The 20894-nt window shown below is 67.6% G+C and carries 20 protein-coding genes and 1 riboswitch; of the genes, 10 read left to right on the forward strand and 10 right to left on the reverse strand.

What is annotated here, in order from left to right; translation table 11 throughout:
* Positions 1–41 precede the first annotated feature (41 nt).
* Genes ACFYRU_RS14005 through ACFYRU_RS14015 form a run of 3 tightly spaced genes read left to right on the forward strand, consistent with a single transcriptional unit; the run spans position 42 to position 2835 of the window.
* Positions 42–1166, forward strand: a complete 1125-nt coding sequence (locus tag ACFYRU_RS14005; protein ID WP_387657488.1) for an NAD(P) transhydrogenase subunit alpha — start codon at positions 42–44, stop codon at positions 1164–1166.
* Positions 1163–1468 carry an NAD(P) transhydrogenase subunit alpha gene (locus ACFYRU_RS14010; protein WP_387657491.1) on the forward strand — a complete coding sequence of 102 codons (306 nt, stop codon included), beginning with the start codon at positions 1163–1165 and terminating at the stop codon, positions 1466–1468. The genes ACFYRU_RS14005 and ACFYRU_RS14010 overlap by 4 nt, the downstream gene beginning before the upstream one ends.
* A complete protein-coding gene (locus tag ACFYRU_RS14015) occupies positions 1465–2835 on the forward strand; it encodes an NAD(P)(+) transhydrogenase (Re/Si-specific) subunit beta (RefSeq protein WP_387657492.1) in 1371 nt (456 codons plus the stop codon). The genes ACFYRU_RS14010 and ACFYRU_RS14015 overlap by 4 nt, the downstream gene beginning before the upstream one ends.
* Before the next feature lie 608 nt (positions 2836–3443).
* On the opposite strand, the gene ACFYRU_RS14020 is transcribed toward ACFYRU_RS14015, so the two are convergent.
* The gene (locus ACFYRU_RS14020; protein ID WP_387657494.1) at positions 3444–4400 is read right to left on the reverse strand and encodes a helix-turn-helix domain-containing protein; all 957 of its coding nucleotides are present in this window, start codon (positions 4398–4400) and stop codon (positions 3444–3446) included.
* Positions 4401–4435: 35 nt separating this feature from the next.
* Entirely contained in the window at positions 4436–5419 is a 984-nt protein-coding gene (locus ACFYRU_RS14025) for a LuxR C-terminal-related transcriptional regulator (protein WP_387657496.1), read from the reverse strand.
* A gap of 251 nt (positions 5420–5670) precedes the next feature.
* On the opposite strand from ACFYRU_RS14025, the gene purF reads away from it, so the two are divergent.
* Positions 5671–7233, forward strand: coding sequence for an amidophosphoribosyltransferase (gene purF, locus ACFYRU_RS14030; RefSeq protein WP_387657499.1), 1563 nt, complete (start codon positions 5671–5673; stop codon positions 7231–7233).
* A gap of 30 nt (positions 7234–7263) precedes the next feature.
* Positions 7264–8337 (forward strand): phosphoribosylformylglycinamidine cyclo-ligase, encoded by a 1074-nt coding sequence (gene purM / locus ACFYRU_RS14035; RefSeq protein ID WP_387657502.1) that lies wholly within the window; start codon positions 7264–7266, stop codon positions 8335–8337.
* A gap of 397 nt (positions 8338–8734) precedes the next feature.
* On the opposite strand, the gene ACFYRU_RS14040 is transcribed toward purM, so the two are convergent.
* From ACFYRU_RS14040 to ACFYRU_RS14050, 3 genes are all read right to left on the reverse strand, one after another.
* Positions 8735–8920: a DUF3073 domain-containing protein gene (locus tag ACFYRU_RS14040; protein ID WP_132149106.1), complete on the reverse strand. Its 186-nt coding sequence runs from the start codon at positions 8918–8920 to the stop codon at positions 8735–8737.
* Between the two features lie 205 nt (positions 8921–9125).
* Positions 9126–9932, reverse strand: a complete 807-nt coding sequence (locus ACFYRU_RS14045) for an ABC transporter permease (protein ID WP_387657505.1) — start codon at positions 9930–9932, stop codon at positions 9126–9128.
* 25 nt (positions 9933–9957) lie between these two features.
* A complete protein-coding gene (locus ACFYRU_RS14050) occupies positions 9958–10851 on the reverse strand; it encodes an ABC transporter ATP-binding protein (protein ID WP_387657508.1) in 894 nt (297 codons plus the stop codon).
* Between the two features lie 142 nt (positions 10852–10993).
* Here ACFYRU_RS14050 and ACFYRU_RS14055 point away from each other — a divergent pair, with 142 nt between their 5' ends.
* Together ACFYRU_RS14055 and ACFYRU_RS14060 are read left to right on the forward strand one after the other, a co-directional pair.
* Positions 10994–12184 carry a sensor histidine kinase gene (locus ACFYRU_RS14055; protein WP_387657511.1) on the forward strand — a complete coding sequence of 397 codons (1191 nt, stop codon included), beginning with the start codon at positions 10994–10996 and terminating at the stop codon, positions 12182–12184.
* Entirely contained in the window at positions 12181–12834 is a 654-nt protein-coding gene (locus ACFYRU_RS14060) for a response regulator (RefSeq protein WP_387657514.1), read from the forward strand. Before ACFYRU_RS14055 ends, ACFYRU_RS14060 begins: the two co-directional genes overlap by 4 nt.
* Here the strand turns inward: ACFYRU_RS14060 and ACFYRU_RS14065 are convergent, their stop codons facing one another.
* From ACFYRU_RS14065 to ACFYRU_RS14075, 3 genes are all read right to left on the reverse strand, one after another.
* Positions 12835–13071, reverse strand: a complete 237-nt coding sequence (locus ACFYRU_RS14065) for a hypothetical protein (RefSeq protein WP_387657517.1) — start codon at positions 13069–13071, stop codon at positions 12835–12837. It lies immediately after the preceding gene.
* Positions 13072–13220: 149 nt separating this feature from the next.
* Entirely contained in the window at positions 13221–14072 is an 852-nt protein-coding gene (locus ACFYRU_RS14070; protein WP_387657519.1) for a C40 family peptidase, read from the reverse strand.
* Positions 14072–14263, reverse strand: a riboswitch (cyclic di-AMP (ydaO/yuaA leader). (Overlaps the previous gene by 1 nt.)
* A gap of 271 nt (positions 14264–14534) precedes the next feature.
* Positions 14535–15491, reverse strand: coding sequence for a threo-3-hydroxy-L-aspartate ammonia-lyase (locus ACFYRU_RS14075; protein ID WP_387657522.1), 957 nt, complete (start codon positions 15489–15491; stop codon positions 14535–14537).
* Positions 15492–15745: 254 nt separating this feature from the next.
* Here ACFYRU_RS14075 and ACFYRU_RS14080 point away from each other — a divergent pair, with 254 nt between their 5' ends.
* Together ACFYRU_RS14080 and ACFYRU_RS14085 are read left to right on the forward strand one after the other, a co-directional pair.
* Complete coding sequence (locus ACFYRU_RS14080; protein ID WP_387657524.1) at positions 15746–17920, forward strand: tectonin domain-containing protein; 2175 nt, start codon at positions 15746–15748, stop codon at positions 17918–17920.
* 89 nt (positions 17921–18009) lie between these two features.
* Entirely contained in the window at positions 18010–18372 is a 363-nt protein-coding gene (locus ACFYRU_RS14085) for a YciI family protein (protein ID WP_387657527.1), read from the forward strand.
* Between the two features lie 53 nt (positions 18373–18425).
* On the opposite strand, the gene ACFYRU_RS14090 is transcribed toward ACFYRU_RS14085, so the two are convergent.
* Positions 18426–18611: a YegP family protein gene (locus tag ACFYRU_RS14090; RefSeq protein ID WP_387657530.1), complete on the reverse strand. Its 186-nt coding sequence runs from the start codon at positions 18609–18611 to the stop codon at positions 18426–18428.
* 84 nt (positions 18612–18695) lie between these two features.
* Positions 18696–19367, reverse strand: a complete 672-nt coding sequence (locus ACFYRU_RS14095) for a TetR/AcrR family transcriptional regulator (protein WP_387657532.1) — start codon at positions 19365–19367, stop codon at positions 18696–18698.
* A gap of 95 nt (positions 19368–19462) precedes the next feature.
* Here ACFYRU_RS14095 and ACFYRU_RS14100 point away from each other — a divergent pair, with 95 nt between their 5' ends.
* Positions 19463–20887 (forward strand): MFS transporter, encoded by a 1425-nt coding sequence (locus ACFYRU_RS14100; protein WP_387657535.1) that lies wholly within the window; start codon positions 19463–19465, stop codon positions 20885–20887.
* Positions 20888–20894 lie beyond the last annotated feature (7 nt).

The raw sequence follows: 20894 nt of genomic DNA on the forward strand, positions 1-20894 counted from the left end.
AGGCTTTCCGGCGACCCACAGTTTGGCATAGGTTTCGGCGAGTGAAGATCGCAGTCGTACGGGAGACCAGACCGGCCGAGCGCCGGGTGGCGCTGGTGCCGGAACATGTCGCGAAACTGATCGAGCTCGGGTACGAGGTCGCGGTCGAGCCGGCCGCCGGTGAACGCGCCCTGTTCTCCGACGACCAGTACCGCGAGGCCGGCGCCGAGGTTGCCTGGGGCGCCGACCACGCCGCCACCATCGTGGCCTCGGTGCAACCGCTGGAACGCGAACGCCTGCAGCGGTTGCACGCCGGTACGGCGCTGATGTCGTTCCTGCCGACCAACCCGCCGGATGTGGTACGGACCGCCATGCGGGCCAAGCTGACCGCGTTCGCGATGGAACTGATCCCGCGAATCTCCCGGGCCCAGTCGATGGACGCGCTGTCCTCGCAGGCGCTCGTTGCCGGGTACCGGGCCGCGATCGTCGCCGCCGAACGGCTGCCGCGGTTCTTCCCGCTGAACATGACTGCCGCCGGTACCGTCCCGCCGGCCCAGGTCCTGGTCCTCGGCGCGGGTGTCGCCGGCCTGCAGGCGATCGCCACCTGCAAGCGCCTCGGCGCGGTCGTCAAGGCGTACGACGTCCGCACCGCCGCCGCAGAGGAGATCGCGTCGATGGGCGCCGTACCGATCGAGCTCGAACTCGGCACCCTGGACGGACCGGGCGGCTACGCCCGCGAGATGACTCCCGAACGCGCGCAGTTGCAACGTGAGCTGCTCGCGCCGTACGTCGCCGCGGCGGACGCGCTGATCACGACCGCCGCCGTACCGGGCCGGACCGCGCCCATGCTGGTGTCCCGGTCGATGGTCGAGCAGATGAAGCCGGGGTCGGTCGTCGTCGACCTCGCATCCGAGCAGGGCGGCAACGTCGAGGGCTCGGTCGCCGGTACCGAACTCACCATCGGCGACGCACTGGTCTGGGGCGGCGCGAACGTACCGTCCCAGATGGCCGGCCCCGCGTCCCGGCTGTACGGCCAGAACATCGCGAACCTGATCCGGTTGATGACCCGGGACGCCGCGTTCGACCCCGACTTCGACGACGAGATCGTCCGCGGCTGCTGCGTCACCCACGACGGCAGCATCCTGCACGAGCCGACCCGCGCCGTTCTGGAAGGACCGCAGGCATGAGTGAATCGATCGCGCTGCTGACGATCTTCGTCCTCGCGGCCTTCGTCGGAGTCGAGGTGATCAGCAAGGTCTCCTCGACCCTGCACACCCCGCTGATGTCCGGCGCGAACGCCATCCACGGCGTCATCCTGGTCGGCGCCATCATCGTCACCGGCGCCACCGACTCGGTGATCGTGATGATCGTCGGGCTGCTGGCCGTCGTACTGGCGACAGTGAACATGGTCGGTGGATTCGTGGTCACCGACCGGATGCTCGAGATGTTCAAAGGTCCGGGGGCCCGCAAGAAGGAGCTGCAGAAGTGATCCCCACCTGGGCCCAGATCGGCTATCTGGTCTCCGCGGTCTGCTTCATCGTCGCGCTCAAGGCGCTGTCGTCGCCGCGTAGCGCACGGTCCGGCAACCTGATCGGCGCGGCCGGTGCCGTACTCGCGGTGCTGATCACGTTCGCCGCCTACAAGCCGAACCACCTGGCGCCGATCCTGATCGCGCTGATCATCGGCACCATCGGCGGTGTGGTCGGGTCGCGGCGCGTACAGATGACCCAGATGCCGCAGCTCGTTGCCTTGTTCAACGGTGTCGGCGGTGGCGCGGCCGCTCTGGTCGCGCTGCTCGAACTCGGCGAGGTCTCGGCGGACGCGACCGTGGCGGCGATCGCCACGGCGTTCACGATCCTCGTCGGTGCGATCAGCTTCAGCGGGTCGGTGGTGACGTTCGCGAAGCTGCAGGAGCTGATGACGACGCGGCCGGTGACGTTCCCCGGTCTGCCCGTACTGTTCGTCGCGTCGCTGCTGGGTGGCATCGCGCTCGGCGTGTGGCTGGTGTCGGACCCGCGCGTGTGGGTCGGCGTACTGCTCTGCCTCGTCGGTCTCGCGATCGGCGTGATGTTGGTGCTGCCGGTCGGGGGAGCTGACGTACCGATCGTGATTTCGTTGCTGAACGCCTTCACCGGGTTGACGGTGGCGGCGGGCGGTTACGTACTCGGCAACACGCTGCTGCTGGTGGCGGGCACGCTCGTCGGCGCGGCCGGTACGTTGCTGACGAAGCTGATGGCGGACGCGATGGGGCGGTCCGTGTTCAACATCCTCTTCGGTGCCGTGCGTGGTGGGTCGACGCTGGGTGCTGGTACGGCATCGGACCGGCCGGTGATCTCGGGTGGTCCGGAGGACGTCGCGATCCTGCTCGGGTACGCGAACAAGGTCATCATCGTGCCCGGGTACGGTCTTGCCGTCGCGCAGGCGCAGCACACTTTGCGTGACCTGGTCGAGGAACTGCAGGCGCGCGGGGTCAAGGTCGACTACGCCATCCACCCGGTCGCGGGCCGGATGCCCGGCCACATGAACGTACTGCTCGCCGAGGCCCAGGTCCCGTACGAGCAACTCCGCGAGATGGACGACATCAACGGCGACTTCAAGACCACCGACGTCGTCCTCGTCGTCGGCGCCAACGACGTCGTCAACCCCGCCGCCCGCAACACCCCGTCGGCCCCCATCTACGGCATGCCCATCCTGAACGCCGACGAAGCCCAACGAGTCATCTTCCTGAAACGCTCCATGCGCCCCGGCTTCGCCGGCATCGAGAACGAACTCCTCTACGACCCCCGAACCACCCTCCTCTTCGGCGACGCCCGAGACTCCCTCACAAAACTCCTCGCCGCCCTAAAAACCGTCTAACCCACTCCGCTCGCCCGACTCCACCCCGGCCGAGCCGCACACTCGGCCGTGCCGCACATTCGGCCGTGCCGCACATTCGGCCGTGCCGCACATTCGGCCGTGCCGCGCACTCGGGCGTGCCGCACACTCGGGCGTGCCGCACACTCGGGCGTGCCGCACACTCGGGCGTGCCGCGCACTCGGCCGTGCCGCGCACTCGGGCGGCTCGCGGACCGGCCGGGTCGCGCGCTCGGTCGCCCCGGGACTGGCCGAGCTGTTTGCGGTAACTATTCGGCGCCTGGTGCCGAATAGTTACCGCAAACTCGGCCTCGCCGACGCCCGGCCCAGCGCGTCGCCCGATCACGACGACAGGACGTATCGGCCTCGACCGGGCAAATGAACGGAAACCCCAGCGTGCCGCGACGAGTAGTGGACGTATACGTCCTGTCCTCCTGCCGGTCACGCCCATGGCCGCCCCCGGCCAACGACCTCCCCCGGCCACGTGAACTCGTTGTTGCCCCCAACCCCATCTGTTTGACTTCCGTCCGGCGGGAGTTTCGGGCGGCGCACAACCAACAACCAGAAGGAGCAACAATGCGCCACCACACCCGAGCCTGGGACTGGGGCTAACTACTCCACCCACCCCCGCTGCGCCGCCCGAACCCCCAACTCAAACCGCCCCGAAGCCCCCACCTGCTCACTAAGTTTCGCCGCAATCCGCCGCACAGTCCGCAAAGAAACCCCAAGCTTCCGAGCCACCTGCTCATCAGTCGCCCCATGCACCAGAAGCCGAAGAAACTCAGCCTCCTGAGCGCTGATCCCACCGTCCCGAGCCCACAGCTCCTCAGTAAACGGCTCGAACCCGCGGTCCCAGTAGCTCAGAAACAGTTCCATCGCCATCCGTACAACGGCGCGACTGTGATGGATGGCAGCGCCGCGAGAGGTGTCTTCTGGGTCAATGCCGATCACTGCCGATTCGTAGTCCAGGATCGTCAGACGAAATGGAATGGATGGTGCAATGCGAATCTTTCCGCCAAGACCAGTGATGAACTCCAGAATTTCCCGTACCCCTGGCCGCTTCCAGTAAGATTCTGGATAAATGTACCGAATCTCAACGCCTCGCTCGAGATGTTGCCGGTCGGTGAATGTCTCAGGGTTCCAATTTGTTGTTGGCGTGTCCTGGGCAATTCCCCACACTGACTTTTGTGGCCGGAACCTCAGCATTCGTTGGTTGGCGAGTTCGCGTCCTTCCAGTATCTCGACATCGCCAGTCCTTCGCTGGACGAGGTAGTTCGCCAGGTCTGCGGTGAACCGGCTTGCAGCAAGTTGGTCCGCGCGAAGTTGTTCGGTCAGGGCGTCGATCTCCTGCTGCCGGCATGTTGCAAGGCGCCCGAAGGACAGTGCTGGATCCAGTGGATACTCCATCCCCTCGATCCAACTCGGAACCACGAAGCCCAAGTCGCGCAGCTTCTGCAGATCGTGGCTCGTTTCCCCCTCGCTCCGGCCGAGCTCGTCAGCAAGCTCGTTCAGTCGCGTCGCGCGCCCAAGGTCGGGCCGCTGCAGCAGGGTCTTGTAGAGGGCGATCAAGTCCTCTGTCAGGCCTGAGGAGTCGAACAACGCTGCTAAACCCAGCCGCGCTTCGCGGCTGCTACGCCGAGTTCGAAGCGGCTGGCGGCGTCTAGGCGTTCGGAGAGGTTGGCGGTGATGCGGCGGGCGGTGCGGAGGGAGATGCCTAGGAGGCGGGCTACTTGCTCGTCCTTGGCGCCACCTGCGAGGAGGCGGAGGACCTCGGACTCGTGCGGGGTGAGCGGCGTTTCGTCGTCGCGGTCGTCCGGGTCGAACATCTCGGTCGCGCGGGACCAGTACGCATCGAACAGCGCGAGGGCCACGGAGACAACGGCTGGGGTGCGGTGAATGACGGCGCCTGCGGTCGGGTTCTCCGGATCCATCGGCATGACCGCGACCTCCTCGTCGAATAGCAGCAGGCGCATGGGCAGCGTCGGCGTGACACGCACCTCGCCGCCGAGCCGGTGGATAGTCGCGGCATACCCCTGCGCTTGCTTCGACTCAGTCATGCTCTGCAGGTAGACGGTTCGCATCTTGATGCCGCGCCTGAGCACCTCTGTGTCCGGGGACTTCTCCGACGCGGGCATGGTCTCGTCGAAGTGCGCCGGTATCAGCCCCCAGAAGGTCTCTCGCGTCTTGAGGGCGAGTTCTTCAATCCGCCTGGACGCGTTGGCGCGGCCCTTGAGAACTTCGACATCACCAGTACTGCGGGAGGTCAGCAACTCGTTGTATTGCTCGGCGATCACCTCCGCCGAGGCCTCTGCCTCCTTGAGTTCGCCCAGCATCTTGTTCAGCTCAGTACGGCGCCTCTCGGCTAGGCCTGACAGGCCGACGCGCGGATGGACGGCGTGCTCCCCATCCGGATTGGTCCAGGTCGGCACCAGAAGCTCAAGCAGGCGGAGCTTGTCCATCAGTGCTTGGACATCCGCCAGCGGCTTCTGCAGTAGCGAGGCAATCTGCTCAGGCGTACTGTCTGGGTGGCTGAGAAGGGCGTGATAGACCGCGAAAGTGGCTTCGTCCACCCCCAGCGGCTCAAGCACGATCCTTCTCCTCCAGAACTTGTCGGAACCGACCATATACAGAGTGCGTCGACATTGAGCAGTCAATGTTGGTTCGGATTCTTTCTGAAGGGACGATACGTGATCAAGAAGTTGCTGACCGTGGTCAGTGTCGCTCTGCTCCTAGTGGTCGCTGCTCCGACGCCTGCTTCTGCCGCTGACACAGGCGACAAGCCCTGCGCCATCTGCTGGTGACTGACGGGGCAAGCCCGAGCGTCCCGTAGACTGCTCGTGTGGCTCGTGGCGATGGTCGGCTTACTCATGAACTCGACCCGCAGGATCTGGGTCCGCAGGACGCTTGTGGCGTCTTCGGGGTCTGGGCGCCGGGGGAAGAGGTTGCCAAACTGACGTACTTCGGGCTCTACGCCTTGCAGCATCGGGGGCAGGAGTCGGCGGGGATCGCGGTCAGTAACGGGAGCCAGATCCTGGTTTACAAGGATATGGGGCTGGTCAGCCAGGCCTTCGACGAGGCGACGCTGGCGTCTCTCAGAGGGCACATCGCGATCGGTCACTGCCGGTACTCGACGACCGGGTCCAGCGTGTGGGCGAACGCGCAGCCGACGTTCCGGTCCACCGCGACCGGTTCGATCGCGCTCGGGCACAACGGGAACCTGACGAACACCAGCGAACTCGCCGCGAGTCTGAACGGCGAGGGTGATCTGGATCTCGGTCTGGACGCCGAGGTGGACCACGCGAAGGCGAACGCCAAGCACGGAGCCTCGAGCGACACCGACATCCTGACCTCGATGCTGGCCGGCTACCCGGACCTGACCATCGAGCAGGCCGCCGCCAAGATCCTCCCGAAGGTCAAGGGCGCCTACAGCCTGATCTTCATGGACGAGAACACCCTGTACGCGGCCCGCGACCCGCAGGGCATCCGCCCGCTGGTGCTGGGCCGGCTGGAGCGCGGCTGGGTGATCGCCAGCGAGACGGCCGCCCTCGACATCGTCGGCGCGAGCTTCATCCGGGAGGTCGAGCCGGGCGAGATCGTCGCGATCGACGCCGAGGGCCTCCGGTCGACGAAGTTCGCCGAGCCGGACCCGAAGGGCTGCCTGTTCGAGTTCGTGTACCTGGCCCGCCCGGACACCCAGATCTCCGGCCAGCGGATCTACTCGACCCGGGTCGAGATCGGCCGCAAGCTGGCCCAGGAGCACCCGGCCGAGGCTGACCTGGTGATCGCGACCCCCGAGTCCGGTACGCCGGGCGCGATCGGGTACGCCGAGGAGTCCGGGATCCCGTACGGCTCCGGCCTGGTGAAGAACGCGTACGTCGGCCGGACGTTCATCCAGCCGAGCCAGACGATCCGCCAGCTCGGCATCCGGCTGAAGCTGAACCCGCTCCGCGAGGTGATCGAGGGCAAGCGCCTGGTGGTCGTCGACGACACGATCGTCCGCGGCAACACCCAGCGGGCCGTGATCCGGATGCTGCGCGAGGCCGGCGCGAAGGAGATCCACGTACGGATCACCGCGCCGCCGGTGAAGTGGCCGTGTTTCTACGGGATCGACTTCGCCAGCCGCGCCGAGCTGATCGCGAACGGGCTGAACACCGAGGAGATCTGCCGTTCGCTCGGCGCCGACTCGCTCGGCTACATCAGCCTGGACGGTCTGGTCGAGGCGACCACGGTGCCGATGGACCGGCTCTGCCGGGCGTGCTTCGACGGGGTGTACCCGGTCGCGCTGCCGGATCCCGAGCAGCTCGGCAAGCACCTGCTGGAGGACCCGGTACGGACCGACGCGGACGGTCTGGCCACGGTGTCCGGTGGCGCCGGCGCGGCCGACGCGCTCAGCCGGCCGTAATCGCAGCCGGAAGACAGGGAGAGCAGAACAGTGAGCGAAGGGGCGAGCTACGCCGCCGCCGGGGTCGACATCGAGGCCGGTGACCGGGCCGTCGAGCTGATGAAGGAGTGGGTGGCGAAGGCGACCCGCCCGGAGGTGGTCGGTGGGCTCGGCGGGTTCGCCGGGCTGTTCGACGCGACCGCGCTGACGTCGTACCGGCGGCCGCTGCTGGCCACGTCGACGGACGGGATCGGGACGAAGGTCGCGATCGCGCAGAAGCTCGGCAAGCACGACACGATCGGGTTCGACCTAGTCGGGATGGTCGTCGACGACCTGGTCGTGTGCGGCGCGGAGCCGCTGTTCATGACCGACTACATCTGCACCGGCAAGGTGGTGCCGGAGACGATCGCGCAGATCGTGAAGGGCATCGCGGAGGCGTGTGTCGAGGCCGGTACGGCGCTGGTCGGCGGCGAGACCGCGGAACACCCGGGCCTGCTGGAGGCGGACGAGTACGACGTGGCCGGCGCGGCGACCGGTGTGGTCGAGGCGGACGAGGTGCTCGGCGCGGAGCGGGTACGCGCAGGTGACGTCGTACTGGCGATGGCGTCGTCCGGGCTGCACTCGAACGGGTACAGCCTGGTGCGGCACGTGTTCTTCGACCGCGCGAAGTGGACGCTGGACCGGACGGTGCCGGAGCTCGGTACGTCGCTCGGCGAGGTGCTGCTCACGCCGACGCGGGTGTACGCGAAGCACTGCCTGGAGCTGATCCAGGAGCTGAACGGCGCCGACGAGCGGCCGCTGCACGCGATGTCGCACATCACCGGCGGTGGTTTTGCGGCGAACCTCGCACGGGTGATCCCGGACCAGTTGTCGGTCCGGATCGACCGGTCGACGTGGACGCCGGCGCCGATCTTCGGCCTGGTCGGGCTGCTCGGCGACGTGGCGCTGCCGGAGCTCGAGAAGACGCTGAACATGGGCGCCGGGATGGTCGCCGTACTGGATCCGTCGGCGGCCGACGCCGCGATCCAGGCCCTGGCGGCCCGCGACATCCCTGCCTGGGTCTGTGGTGAGGTCACCGAAACAGCAGGTGGCACCGTCACCCTCGAAGGCAGCTACGCGCACTAGGTCCAGCCGAAAGACCAGGCCGGAGAACAGCGCCGACCAGCCCAGCGGGGCTGACGCCAGGAGCAGCCCACTCGGCCACGGCGCTCACGCCAGAAGCGCCCAGCCGCACCAGGCGCTGACGCCAGGACCAGCCCAACCAGGCGAGGCGTTGACGCCAGGACCAGCCCAACCGGACCAGGCTTTGACGTCAGGAGCAGCCGAGCCGGGCGAGGTGTTGACGCCAGTTGATCAGCCGACCACCTGCGGGCGGGTCCGGAGCCCAGCCGTCCGACGCCTCGGGCGGCTGGTTCGCTGGTCCCGCCACAGGGTGATGCTGCTGTGATGGAACACGTCGGCGCACTGTGAACTGCTCAGCCACCCCGAAGAGGGCGCCTGAGCAGCTCAGCCGGGCTGTTGCTTACCGACGGGGGTGGTAGTCGTCGGCGTCGTAGTCGTCGCCGTCGTTGTCGCCGTTCGCAGAACGGTCGCCCCCCTGGTCACCGGACAGCTCTCGCTTGAGCTGGTCCAAGTCGGTGTCCCAGGTGCGGTACTTCAGGTCGCGTGCGACCTTCGTCTGCTTGGCCTTTGCACGGCCGCGCCCCATAGCGTCGACCCCCTCGCACAAGTCAACCGGGTACGCTGCGTGGCGCCCACGGATCAGTCGTCAGTAATCGTGGTTCAAGGATACCCGGAGCTGAGGATCGACACACGCACCGCCCCCTCGCCCGGCCCCGAAGAGGTCCGATGACAGCATCGGCGAGGTGGGCCGATCCCCTCAAACCGGCCCACCCCGCCGCGTTCGGACGCCGCTACTTCACTTCGCGACGTGAGCTTGCCCACAGTCCGACGACGGTCGGCAGGACGATCCAGACCCCCACCGCGGTAAGCGTCTCCGGCACCATTCCGTGCAGGTCACGCTCCGCGATCCGGCCGAGTGCCCCGAACACGTCGAGCCAGTTCGCGTTGTCCTTGAACAGCGCCGGGCCGGCCAGCGACCAGGCGGTCGGCGCGATGAAGAACGCCAGGAGCGCGACCGCGGTCTGCGGGATCACCGCACCGAAGGCGGCACCCATCACGACGTTCAGCGCGACGGTCAGGTACGCCCCGAGCAGCTGCCCGCCGAGATCGGCGTACGACATCGTGCGGTCGGTCAGTGCACCGGTCAGGGCCGTGGTGGCGAGCGCCACCGCTACGACGCCGGTCATCACGACAACGCTCAGCACGACCGCGGAGACGAACTTCGCCAGCTGCACCCGGACCCGGCGCGGCGACAGCGTGAACGTGGTCAGCGCGGTCCGCTGGGTCCACTCCGACGTCATCGCCATCACGCCGATCACCGGCAGCAACAGCATCACCCCGGTGGACGCGGCCCCGAGGAACCCGTCGAATCCGGCGCCCCGAGACGGCAGATGGGTGGCCTGCCACGTGAGCGCGGCCAGAGCGACCAGCAGGATCGCGGCGATCAGCACCCGGCCGCTGCGGGTGTTGACGGACTTGCGGAGCTCGATCGTGACGAGCTTCAGGAAGGACTGACCGCGGGCGGGCGGCAGGCTGGTCGCCACCTCGCTGCGGTGCTTGGCGTTCGTCGCCGGTGCGACGTCGGTCACGGTGGTCATCAAGGTCTCCAGGAAGAAGGTGGGTTCAGGCGGCGGCGGGCGCGGCGGTGAGCTGGAAGAACAGGTCCTCCAGGCCGGCACCGTCGCTCTGGCGGAGTTCGAGCAGGATCTGACCGGCAGCGGCGGCGGCGCGCCCGACCTGCTCGGCGGTGGCGTCGACGCGCAGCGCGCCGCCGTGACCGTCGCCGGCCGGCTCGACGGGCAGACCGGCGGCGGTCAGCGCCGTCCGCAGACCGGCCGGGTCGAGGCCGCGGACGAGCGTGCCGGAACCGGCGAGCAGCTCCTCCAGGGAGCCGTTGGCGACGATCCGGCCGCCGCCGATCACGACCAGCCGGTCGACGGTCGCCTGGACCTCACCGAGCAGGTGGCTGGAAAGGATCACGGTGCCGCCCCGCGCGGCGAAGTCCTGCAGCAGCCCGCGCATCCACCGGATACCTTCCGGGTCCATGCCGTTGGCCGGCTCGTCGAGGATCAGTACGGCCGGGTCGCCGAGCAGGGCGCTCGCGATACCGAGCCGCTGCCGCATGCCGAGCGAGTACTGACCGACGCGGCGCTTCGCGGCGTGGCTGAGGCCGACCGCCTCGAGCATCTCGTCGGTGCGCGTCTTCGGCACGCCGAGAAGGCTGGCGTTCAGCAGCAGGGTCTCGCGGCCGGTCCGGCCCGGGTGCTGCGCGGCGGCGTCCAGCATCACCCCGACGACGCGGCCGGGGTTCGGCAGGTCGGCGTACCGCTTGCCGGTGATGGTGGCGGTGCCCGAGGACGGCGGCGTCAGCCCGGTGAGCATCCGCAGTGTGGTGGACTTGCCGGCGCCGTTCGGCCCGAGGAAGCCGGTGATGCTCCCCGGCTGGACGGTGAACGAGACGTCCTGGACAGCCGTGGTGCTGCCGTAGCGCTTGGTCAGGTTCTCGACGGTGATCATGACGTCGAGTCAACCGTCACCGACCCCCTCGGCACATCGGACGACCGGCTGCTCCGACCCCCTACGAAAGTTGTCCGTCCGGCGCCCGAACCCACCCGGAAGGGGGACGTGATCGCGTCGCCGGTCGAACTACAGTGACGGAATGCGACGGTTGCGCGGGTGGTACGCCTGGTGGATCAGGCATGCCCCGCGACTGCGCGACATCCTCTACGTCGGCTTCAGCCTGCTGAGCATCGTCGCCCAGGCCGCGTCCGGCGGAGGCGGCTGGAGCCCCAAGGACTGGTACGTCCTGGGTGCCGGCATCGTCGCCTCGGTCGCGCTGTTCTGGCGCCGGCGGTTTCCGGTGACCGTCACCGCGATCGCCGTGCTCGCGATGCTCACCGGGGGCATCTTCGTCCCGATGGGTCTCGCGCTGCTGACGTTGTCGATCCGACGCCGCGACTACGCACTCGCCGTCCTCGGTCTGGCCGCGTACGCCGCCTACGTGCTGCATGCCCTGGGCAACCGCAACCAGATCTGGGTGTCCGCGTTCACCGGCCCGTTCCTGGTCGGCACGTGGGTCGCTGTCGGCGCGTATGTCGGCGCCCGCCGCGACCTGATGGCATCGCTGCGGGACCGCGCCGAGCGGGCCGAGGCCGAACGTGAGCTGCGCAGCGAGCAGGCCCGCCTGGGCGAGCGGTCCCGGATCGCCCAGGAGATGCACGACGTCCTCGCGCACAAAGTTTCGCTGATCGCGCTGCACGCCGGCGGCCTCGAGGTGAACCCGACGGTCGGCCCGGACAAGGTCGAGGGCTCCGCGCGGCTGATCCGCGAGACGGCCCGCCAGGCGATGGAGGACCTCCGCGAGGTGCTCGGCGTACTGCGGACCGACGTCAGCGTGGCCGGCGCCGACCTGGCCCCGATCCCGAAGGCGTCCGACCTGGAGCGGCTGATCACCGCGTCGCGGGACGCGGGCGTGACCGTCGGGTACGCCGGTACGCTGCCGGACGACGTACCGGTACTGGTCGGGCGCACGGTCTACCGGGTCGTCCAGGAGTCGCTGACGAACGTCCACAAGCACGCCCGTGGCGCGGCGACCGACGTGGAGGTACACGGCGCGCGTGGCGCCGGGGTGACGGTCCGGGTGACGAACGTACGGCCGGTGGCTGCTGGTTCACTGCTGCCCGGCGCCGGCGCCGGGCTGGTCGGCCTTCGCGAGCGGGTGCAGCTGACCGGCGGCCGGTTGTCCACAGGGCCGACGCCGGACGGCGGCTGGCAGGTCGAGGCCTGGATACCGTGGGACGACCATCGGCAGGACAGCGAGCCAGTGCTCGTGGACGAAGGAGAACGATGACACGGCTGCTGATCGTTGACGACGAGGCGCTGGTGCGGGCCGGGCTGAAGATGATCCTCGAGTCGGACCCCGACCTCGAGGTGGTCGCCGAGGCCGAGGACGGCGCGGACGCGGCCGCGATGGTCAAGCAACACCAGCCGGACGTCGTACTGATGGACATCCGGATGCCGCGGCTGGACGGGCTGGCCGCGACCCGGGAGGTGCAGGCGCTGCCGGACCCGCCGCGGATCGTCGTACTGACGACGTTCGATCTGGACGACTACGTGTTCCGGGCGTTGCAGGCCGGGGCGAGCGGGTTCCTGTTGAAGGACACGCCGCCGCGCGAACTCGTCCAGGCGATCAAGGTCGTCGCGGCCGGGGACGCGATGCTGTCGCCGGCGGTGACGCGACGGCTGATCGGGCACTTCGCCGGCGATCCGCGGGCGGACCGCAAGCGCGCCGCGCAGGAGCGGATCGGCAAGCTCACCGAACGCGAGCGCGAGGTACTGGTCGAGGTCGGCCGCGGCCTGCCGAACGCCGACATCGGCCGCAAGCTGTTCATGAGCGAGGCCACCGTGAAGGCCCATGTCTCGCGGGCGCTCGTGAAGCTGGACGCGTCGAACCGCGTCCAGGTGGCGATCCTGGCGTACGAGGCCGGTCTGCTCGACTGATCAGTCGCGCGAGAAGACGTACACGGCGGTGAGGGCTCCGGTGAAGACCGTGAGCCCGATCAGCACCGGGTAGTACCACCCGGGGGCGCTGTGCCAGATGAAGAACTCCTGGCCGGAGAACAGGACCCGCCAGAACGGCTTCCCGGCCGCACGCGCCTTGTCCGACATCGCGTGCATAGTGCCGTAGCTCTCCAACGCGACCGCGACGATCCAGAACCCCACGGTCAGGCGCTTCACGCCGGTCAGCATAGACAGAAACCGGTCCGGCCGTCGGAGGGGTGGGGGATCGACGGCTCGAACCGGTTTCGGGTCAGCGTGCCTGGGGGGACAGGACGCTGACGACCGGCCGGCGCCCACTTGGGGGAAGGGCGCCGGCCGGTCAGGACTCAGACGCGCCCGAAGGCGATGCTGCTGGTCCAGATCTTCGCCTTCGCGACCGGGCGGCCCGGCCTCGAGGAGTGCCACAGCATGTTCCCGCCGGCGTAGATGCCGACGTGGTACACGCCACCGCCGCCGTTGCGGAAGAACACCAGGTCGCCCGGCTTCGCGGCGCTGCGGCTGATGTGCTTGGTCGCCGCGTACTGCTGACGCGCCGTACGCGGCAGCTTCTTGCCCGCGTACTTGTAGACGTAGCCGGTGTAACCGGAGCAGTCGAAGCCACGGGTGGTCGTGCCGCCGTAGCGGTACGGCGTGCCCTTGAGCTTGGCGGCCTCCCGGAGCACCTTGGCCCGGAACGTCGTCGTACCGGTCGCCGCGGCGTGGTTGCCGTAGAGCACCTTGTGCTTCGCGGCGTAGGTCAGCCGGCCCCACGTCTTCTTGTCCGTGTAACCGGTGGCCTTCAGGCCCCAGGACGTCTGGAACTTCTTCAGGATCCGGACGGTGCTGCTGCCGAAGTACCCGTCCGGACCCAGGTGCAGGGCCTTCTGGACGTACTTCACGGTCGGGCCGGAGTCACCGAGCCGGAGGAGGGGCCGGCTCGGGATGCTGGTGTGACCCCGCTGCTGGGCAGCGGTCATGGCGGTCGTCGACGCGGACGCCGGGGCGGCGGTCGTGGTCAGGCTGAGTGCGGCTCCACCACCGACGGCGAGGCCGACCGAGAGGACGGCGGCTGCGGCCCGGGGCGTCCCCGGACGGGAGGAGCGGCGGTGCTTCGCCAGGGTCCGGCCGGTGGGCCGGTCAGTACTGGACTCAGCGTTGACGGCGCGCGAAAGCGACGTCCGTCGGGCAGTGACGGGCATGGTTGTCTCCCGACGCCTGTGAAGTTAGCTGTCGGGTTCGGGCTGGGATTCATAGCCCGGTCCGCTCCCGCGGACTTCACCCCAGGGTTTCGACCACTCACGGTCGAGACCCAACTTCCTGGGTCCCCCACCTCCGCCATTGGTATTCGAGGGGAGCACACGAGCCTGGCGGAGCTCGGCGTTGACTCGTGTGCGGTTCGTGTTGGTTACCGAACCGCCGACGACTGTATAACAGAACGATCACGACGCAAACCCTCAGATCCACAATGTCGTTCTCAAAAGGCCCTGAAAGGGCCTCTGACGGCTCAACAAGCCTGGGTGAACACCAGGTGTCCTGAGCGCGTCTGAGCGGGGCGCAGGCGGCAATTCACAGCTTCGATGTGACCCCGGTCACATTCGCCAGTGGCTTTCTGTGACAACGGGCACAGAGGGTGGCCAGGGCACCCTAAAGTCCTTGCGCGTTCAGCTAGTTTCGAGCAGTTCCCGGAAGCGTTCCAGGCCCACGTTCCCGCCGGACAGCACCACTCCGACGCGCTCCGACAGCCCGTGGATCCGGCCGGCCAGCAACGCCGCCAGCGCACTCGCCCCGCTCGGCTCCAGCACGATCTTCAGCCGCTCGAACGCGAACGCCATCGCGGCCACGATCTCCGCGTCGCTGACCAGCTCGAACGACTCGACCAGCTTCCGGTTCACCGCGAACGTCAGCTCGCCCGGCGTCGCGATCGCCTGCCCGTCGGCGATCGTCCGCGGTACGTCGATCTGTACCCGCTCCCCGGCCGCCAACGAGCGGGCGTGGTCGTCGCCCGCCGCGGGCTCGACGCCGATCATCCGGATCCCCGGTGACATCATCGTCGCCGCGGTCGCGCAGCCTGCCATCAGTCCGCCGCCGCCGACCGGGACGAGCAGCGCGCCGAGGTGCCCGACGTCCTCGATCAGCTCGAGCGCGACCGTGCCCTGCCCGGCCATCACGTCGTAGTGGTCGTACGGCGGGATCAGCGTCCGCCCGCGTTCGGCCGCCAGCTCCTGCGCCAGCGCGGTCCGGTCCTGCGTGTACCGGTCGTACGTCACCACCTCGGCGCCGTACCCGCGGGTCGCGGCCAGCTTCGTCGCGGGCGCGTCCGCCGGCATCAGGATCACCGCCGACGTACCGGCGAGCCGAGCTGCCAGCGCGACCGCCTGCGCGTGGTTCCCCGACGAGTACGCCGCGACGCCCGCGGCGAGCTGCTCCGGATCGAGCCGGCTGATCGCGTTGTACGCGCCGCGGAACTTGAAGGCCCCGATCCGCTGGAAGTTCTCCGCCTTGAGGAACACCCGCGTCCCGGCCCGCTCGTCGAGCGTCCGCGAGGTGAGTACCGGCGTACGGTGCGCAACCCCGGCGAGCCGGTCGGCGGCGGCCTGGACATCTGTGAGACTCAGCACGACCCGACGGTATCCGCGGGCGATGTCACTGGGCGAGGGCGAGCCAGCGACAATCATAATTACTCTCCGTTACGATCTGAGGGTCGATTTTCGCTACGAGTGTCCAGCGGATGCCGCTCGCACCGGCGGCCGCAACAGCGCGATTCAGCTGCCTATCAGGCATGATCCATGCCTGACGCCTACCTTCGCAGCAGCGTAGTCACGGGGAACAACCGCTCTCACTTACGTGACTAAAAGTGACGGAAGGTGATCTCATGCTCGAGTTAGGCTCGGCGCGAACCGGCGCCGTTCGTAAAGCCCTTGTGGTGCTCCTGACGGCAGCAGTCGGACTCGGCGGATTGTTCGCGCCGGTGCTGGTATCTGCGCAGCCGGCCAAGGCCAGCGTGCTCTGGAGCCACGGAACTCTCGCTGCGGCGCGGAATGCCGACGGCCGGCTGGAGCTGTTCGGCTCAGATTCGCACGATCTCGTGTCGCACCGTCGCGAGCTGGACAGTTCGCACACCTGGAGTGGCTGGGAGACGGTCAGCCAGGTGCAGATGCGATCCGTAGCTGCCGAGACGAATGCAGGCGGGCGTATCGAGCTGTTCGGCGTGAACGGCGGCGGACGAGTCTTCAGCACGAAGCAGCTGGCGCCCAACTCGAACATGTGGGAGACCGCGACGGAGATGCTGTATCCCGGCGCACCAGCACAATCGATCGCGGTCGCGCCTAACGGTGATGGCAGATTGGTCCTCTTCATCACCATTGACCAGGGCTACGTGCTCCGGAGGAGCGAAATCTCACCTGGTTCCGATACATGGGGGGCGTGGGAACTCGCCGGCCAGCCCGGGCAACCCCTGAACATTCGTTCGGTGGCCGCCGGGGCGAACGCTGATGGACGCGTAGAGCTGTTCGGCCTCGACGACCTCGGACGGATCCTCCACATGTCGCAGACCGCCGCGAACACAAACAACTGGTCGGGCTGGTCGCTGATGGACGGAACGCTGACATCGATCGCGGTCGCTCGTGGCGCCGATGGACGACTGAACTTGTTCGGCACCAACAGTCAGTACCTTGTTTTCCAGGAATCGCAGACCGCCCCGAATTCGAGTAGCTGGTCGGGGTGGGTCGATTTCGGCCAAGGCGGCCTGCTGAACTCGGTGTCCGCAGCGACCAACAGCAGCGGCTCGGTCGAGGTGTTCGGCGCCTATCCAGGTGGAGCGGTCTATCAGCGGTGGCAGATCTCGGGTACCTGGTCGAACTGGACAAAGCTGCCCGGCTATTTGGAGTCTTCAGCTCCGGTGTATGACATCACTGACAGCAGCCAGGTGAGCCTCTTTCTTCAGGGGGTCCGCACAACAGGCGCCAGGGTGCGGATCGCACCCGGCGTCAACCTCAACCTCAGCGGTCTGCGAGACATCCTGATTGCACCAGCCGTGCAGATCCTCGGCGAAAGATCGCCTGCCTATCCGCGCGGACCGCGCCTGTTCACGACCACCTCGCCCTACACGCTGTTCCTGATCGGCAACGACTACGACACCACGACCGCGGACTATGTACTGGTCAGCGGAATCCGGCTCGACGGCGGGCTGAAGCAGCCGGCGGATGCTATCGGCAAACCGAGCTCGCACGGCATCAGCATCGAGTCGAGCACCAACGTCGAAATCAAGGACAGCGAGCTCTATCGATGGAGTGGGGCCGCGATCAGAGTGCTCGACGGGAAGCAGCGCATGAGTAGATCGGCCGGTATGGCGTGGGTGCATGACAATGCGATCTACCGGAACGAGCATCCGACCGATGGTGCGGGCTCCGCCGGCTACGGCGTTGTGGTGGGAACCGGGGCGTATGCGCGGATCGAGCGAAACGAGTTCTACCACAACACCCACTCGATCGCCGCTACCGGTGACCCCGGAACGGGCTACCTGGCGTACCAAAATCTGATTCTTGCGCCTGGTTACCATGATCTCAATGGGCCGAAATATGGGCAGGATTTCGATGTGCATGCACTGAAGAATTGTGGTGGCGGGAGTTACAACTGTGGCCCGGCCGGCGAGTTCTTCGACATTCGCTGGAACAGTATTGTCGCCTCGCAAGGCGAGCTGGGGGTATGGCTGCGCGGCACTCCGTCCGACCGAATGAATGTCGGCAACAACATCTTTACGCAGACCCGGGCCAAGGCATACTCGCAGACGGAAACTGGTCTCTACGCCTTCCAGAATATCTTCAACACGGACTACTTCGGTGAACGCGGACACTTCCGATGCGACTTCGACCGTGACGGTGTTTACGACCAGTGGACGGCCTCCGGCCAGACCGTGTGGTACCTGTCGAGCGCACGTGCGGACAGCAAGGATCCGCGCTGGCTGTACGTGATGCAGACGACCAAACGGGCTGGGCAGCTGACCTCCGCCGATCTGGCAAGCTACCTCCGGGACGGAATTTGCTCCTGACCGCAGACGCATGTCAAGACGCACCGGCCCGCTCCGTACTGATGGGTGAAGGCACCCGATCGGCGGGGGCCGGGTCCGAAGGAGACATCGTGAAGTACCTACTGATCCTCAACATCAACACCGACGTGCTCGAGGCGCTGCCCGAGGAGGAGCAGCAGGCCATCGGCGCCGGGCACCAGAAGTTCATGGACACGATCAAGGCGTCCGGCGAGTTCCACAGCACGGTCGCGCTGACCCAGCCGTCGGAGTCCGCAGTGGTGAAGGTGCGCAACGGCGTACCGGCGGTCACCGACGGGCCGTTCGTGGAGTCGAAGGAGTTCCTCGGCGGGTACTACCTGATCGACGTCGCGTCCCGGGAACGGGCCTGCGAGCTGGCCGCGATGATCCCGGACGCGGGCATCGAGGGACTCGGCGTGGAGATTCGCGGAGTGGTGTTCTCCGAAGGGGTCTGAAAACTGAAGGGGTTCTCCACCGGTGGCGGAGAACCCCTTGTTTTCCTGCGGTTTCAGTCGGTCTGGTCGTCGACGTTCGCGTCGGCGGCGTTCCTCTTGATCGAGTCGATCCCGTTCAGCGCGGAAGCCTTGGTCTTGTAGCTCTCACTGCTGGTCGCGATGATCTCGCCGTTGCCGGCCTTCAAGCGGAACCGGTACTCACCGGACTTGTCCTGGTACAGCTCGAACTTCCCCGCCATCGATGTACCTCCATAGAGAGTGGTATCGCTCCGTCTCGGAGCGTAGTCCTCTCCGGCCGGTTCGTGTCGCTCAGACACCCGGTCTCAGCGTCGCTGATCCCGGAGGCCGCGGACGCCGGCGACGACCAGGTCGACGCCGATCGCGTAGTACCGTTCGCTCGACGACGGGCAGATCAGCGCGCCGGCCGCCGACGTGATCAGCGGGTACTCGGTGGGCGAGAGCGCGCCGAGCGACGCCCGCTTGCGGCGCAACGAGGCCTCCCGGGCCTCCGGGTCGCTCACCTCGCGGGCGATCGGATCCGTGGTGACCAGCGAGATCAGCGAGCAGATCGACTGCCGTCCGACCTCGGCCGCGTCGTCGACGGAGAAGCCGCCTTCGGTCAGTAGCTCGAGCGCGCGCTCGGCCAAGGCGAGACCTGGCGTGGCGACCAGGATCCGGGCCAGCGTGAGGTCCGCGAGCCGCGGGTGCCCGCGGAGCGCGTCGACGAACGCGGTCAGCAGTGCGTGCAGCTGCGTGTCCCACGGCTCGTCGGTCGGGTCGGGTAGTACGACGTCGTCGAGCAGCCGGTCGCCGAGCGCCGCGAGCAGGTCGTCCTTGTCCTTGAAGTGCCGGTACAGCGCCATCGGGGTGACGTCGTGCTGGGCGGCCAGCTTCCGGAACGAGACAGCGGCCGGCCCCTCGTCGTCGGCGATGGCCAGCGCGGTGTCCACGACCCGCTCCGGATCGAGCCGGCGGGCGGTCTCTTTGGTGATCACGTTGACAAGTCTACACCGTAGACCTAGTGTCTACTGCGTAAGCTTACGCCGTATACATACGGCGTAGACCTGACTCTCGGTAATGAGGTACGGCGATGCGACGCAGTCCTTGGGCCACCCTGGCGGTGCTGGCTCTCGCGCAGTTCATCGTGGTGCTCGACGTGACGATCGTGAACGTCGCGCTGCCCCACATCCAGGCGGACCTGCACTTCTCCGCCGACTCCCTGCAGTGGGTGATCAACGCGTACACCCTGCTCTTCGGCGGATTCCTGCTGCTCGGCGGCCGGATGGCCGACCTGCTCGGCCCGCGCCGGGTCTTCACCGCGGGCCTCGTCCTGTTCGGCGCGACTTCGCTGATCGCGGGGCTGTCCAACTCGCCCGAGTTCCTGATCGGCGCGCGGGCGGTTCAGGGCCTCGGCGGCGCGCTGCTCTCACCGGCAGCACTGGCCATCCTCACGATGACGTTCGCCCACGGTCGCGAACGCAACATCGCGATGGGCGTCTGGGGCGGCCTCGCGGGTCTCGGCGGCACGCTCGGTGTCGTCGCGGGCGGCGTACTGGTCGATTCCTTGAGCTGGCAGTGGGTCTTCTTCGTCAACGTCCCGATCGTGATCGCCCTGGTCGCACTCATCCCGTTCTTCGTGCCGGATCTGCGCCACAGCGTCGGCCGTCGAACGTTCGACACACTTGGTGCTGTCCTTGGCACTGCTGGGCTGATGGCTGTTGTCTATGGCGTAGTGCGCTCGGAGCCCTCCGGGTGGGGTTCGTTCGAGGTAATCGGCGTACTGACCGCGGGCGTGATCCTGCTGGCCGCGTTTGTCTTCGTGGAGGCTCGCTCGGCCGCGCCGCTCGTACCCCTGCGGCTGTTCCGCTCCCGGGCGTTGAGTGTGTCCGGTGCTTCGCTGGCCTTGAACGGCGCCGGCTTCCTCTCGATGTTCTTCCTGACCGCGATCTACCTGCAGCAGGTCCGCGGCGACAGCGCACTCGAGGCAGGCATCCACTTCCTGCCGATGGGCGGCGCGGCGATCGTCGGCGCCGTACTCGCCTCACAGCTCGTACAGCGCCTCGGTACGCGCACCGTGCAGCTGGGCGGTGCGGTCCTGAGCCTCGGTGGTCTGCTCCTGCTCTCGCAGGCCGACGCCACCGGCAGCTACGCGAGCCAGCTCCTCCCCGGCCTGATCGTCTTCGGCTTCGGCATCATCGGGGTCGGCGTACCGGGCCAGATCAACGCGGTCTCCGAGGTACGGCCCGCAGAAGCCGGCGCCGCGTCCGGGGTCGTCAACGCGATGTACCAGGTCGGCGGCGCACTCGGCCTGGCGATCGTCACCACACTCTCCATCACCCACACCACCAACGAGCTGACCCACGGCGCCACTCAACTCCAGGCTCTCCAGTCCGGCTACGAACGAGGCCTCCTCGCAGCCGCCGCCTTCGCAGTAGCCAACGTCCTCCTCACCCTCGCCACCCCCCAACTCCAACCCACCCAAGACCAACTAACCGAAGCAACCGCCGCCGCCTAACTTGCCC

It is taken from the genome of Kribbella sp. NPDC004536 (assembly GCF_042873835.1).
GTDB lineage: Bacteria > Actinomycetota > Actinomycetes > Propionibacteriales > Kribbellaceae > Kribbella.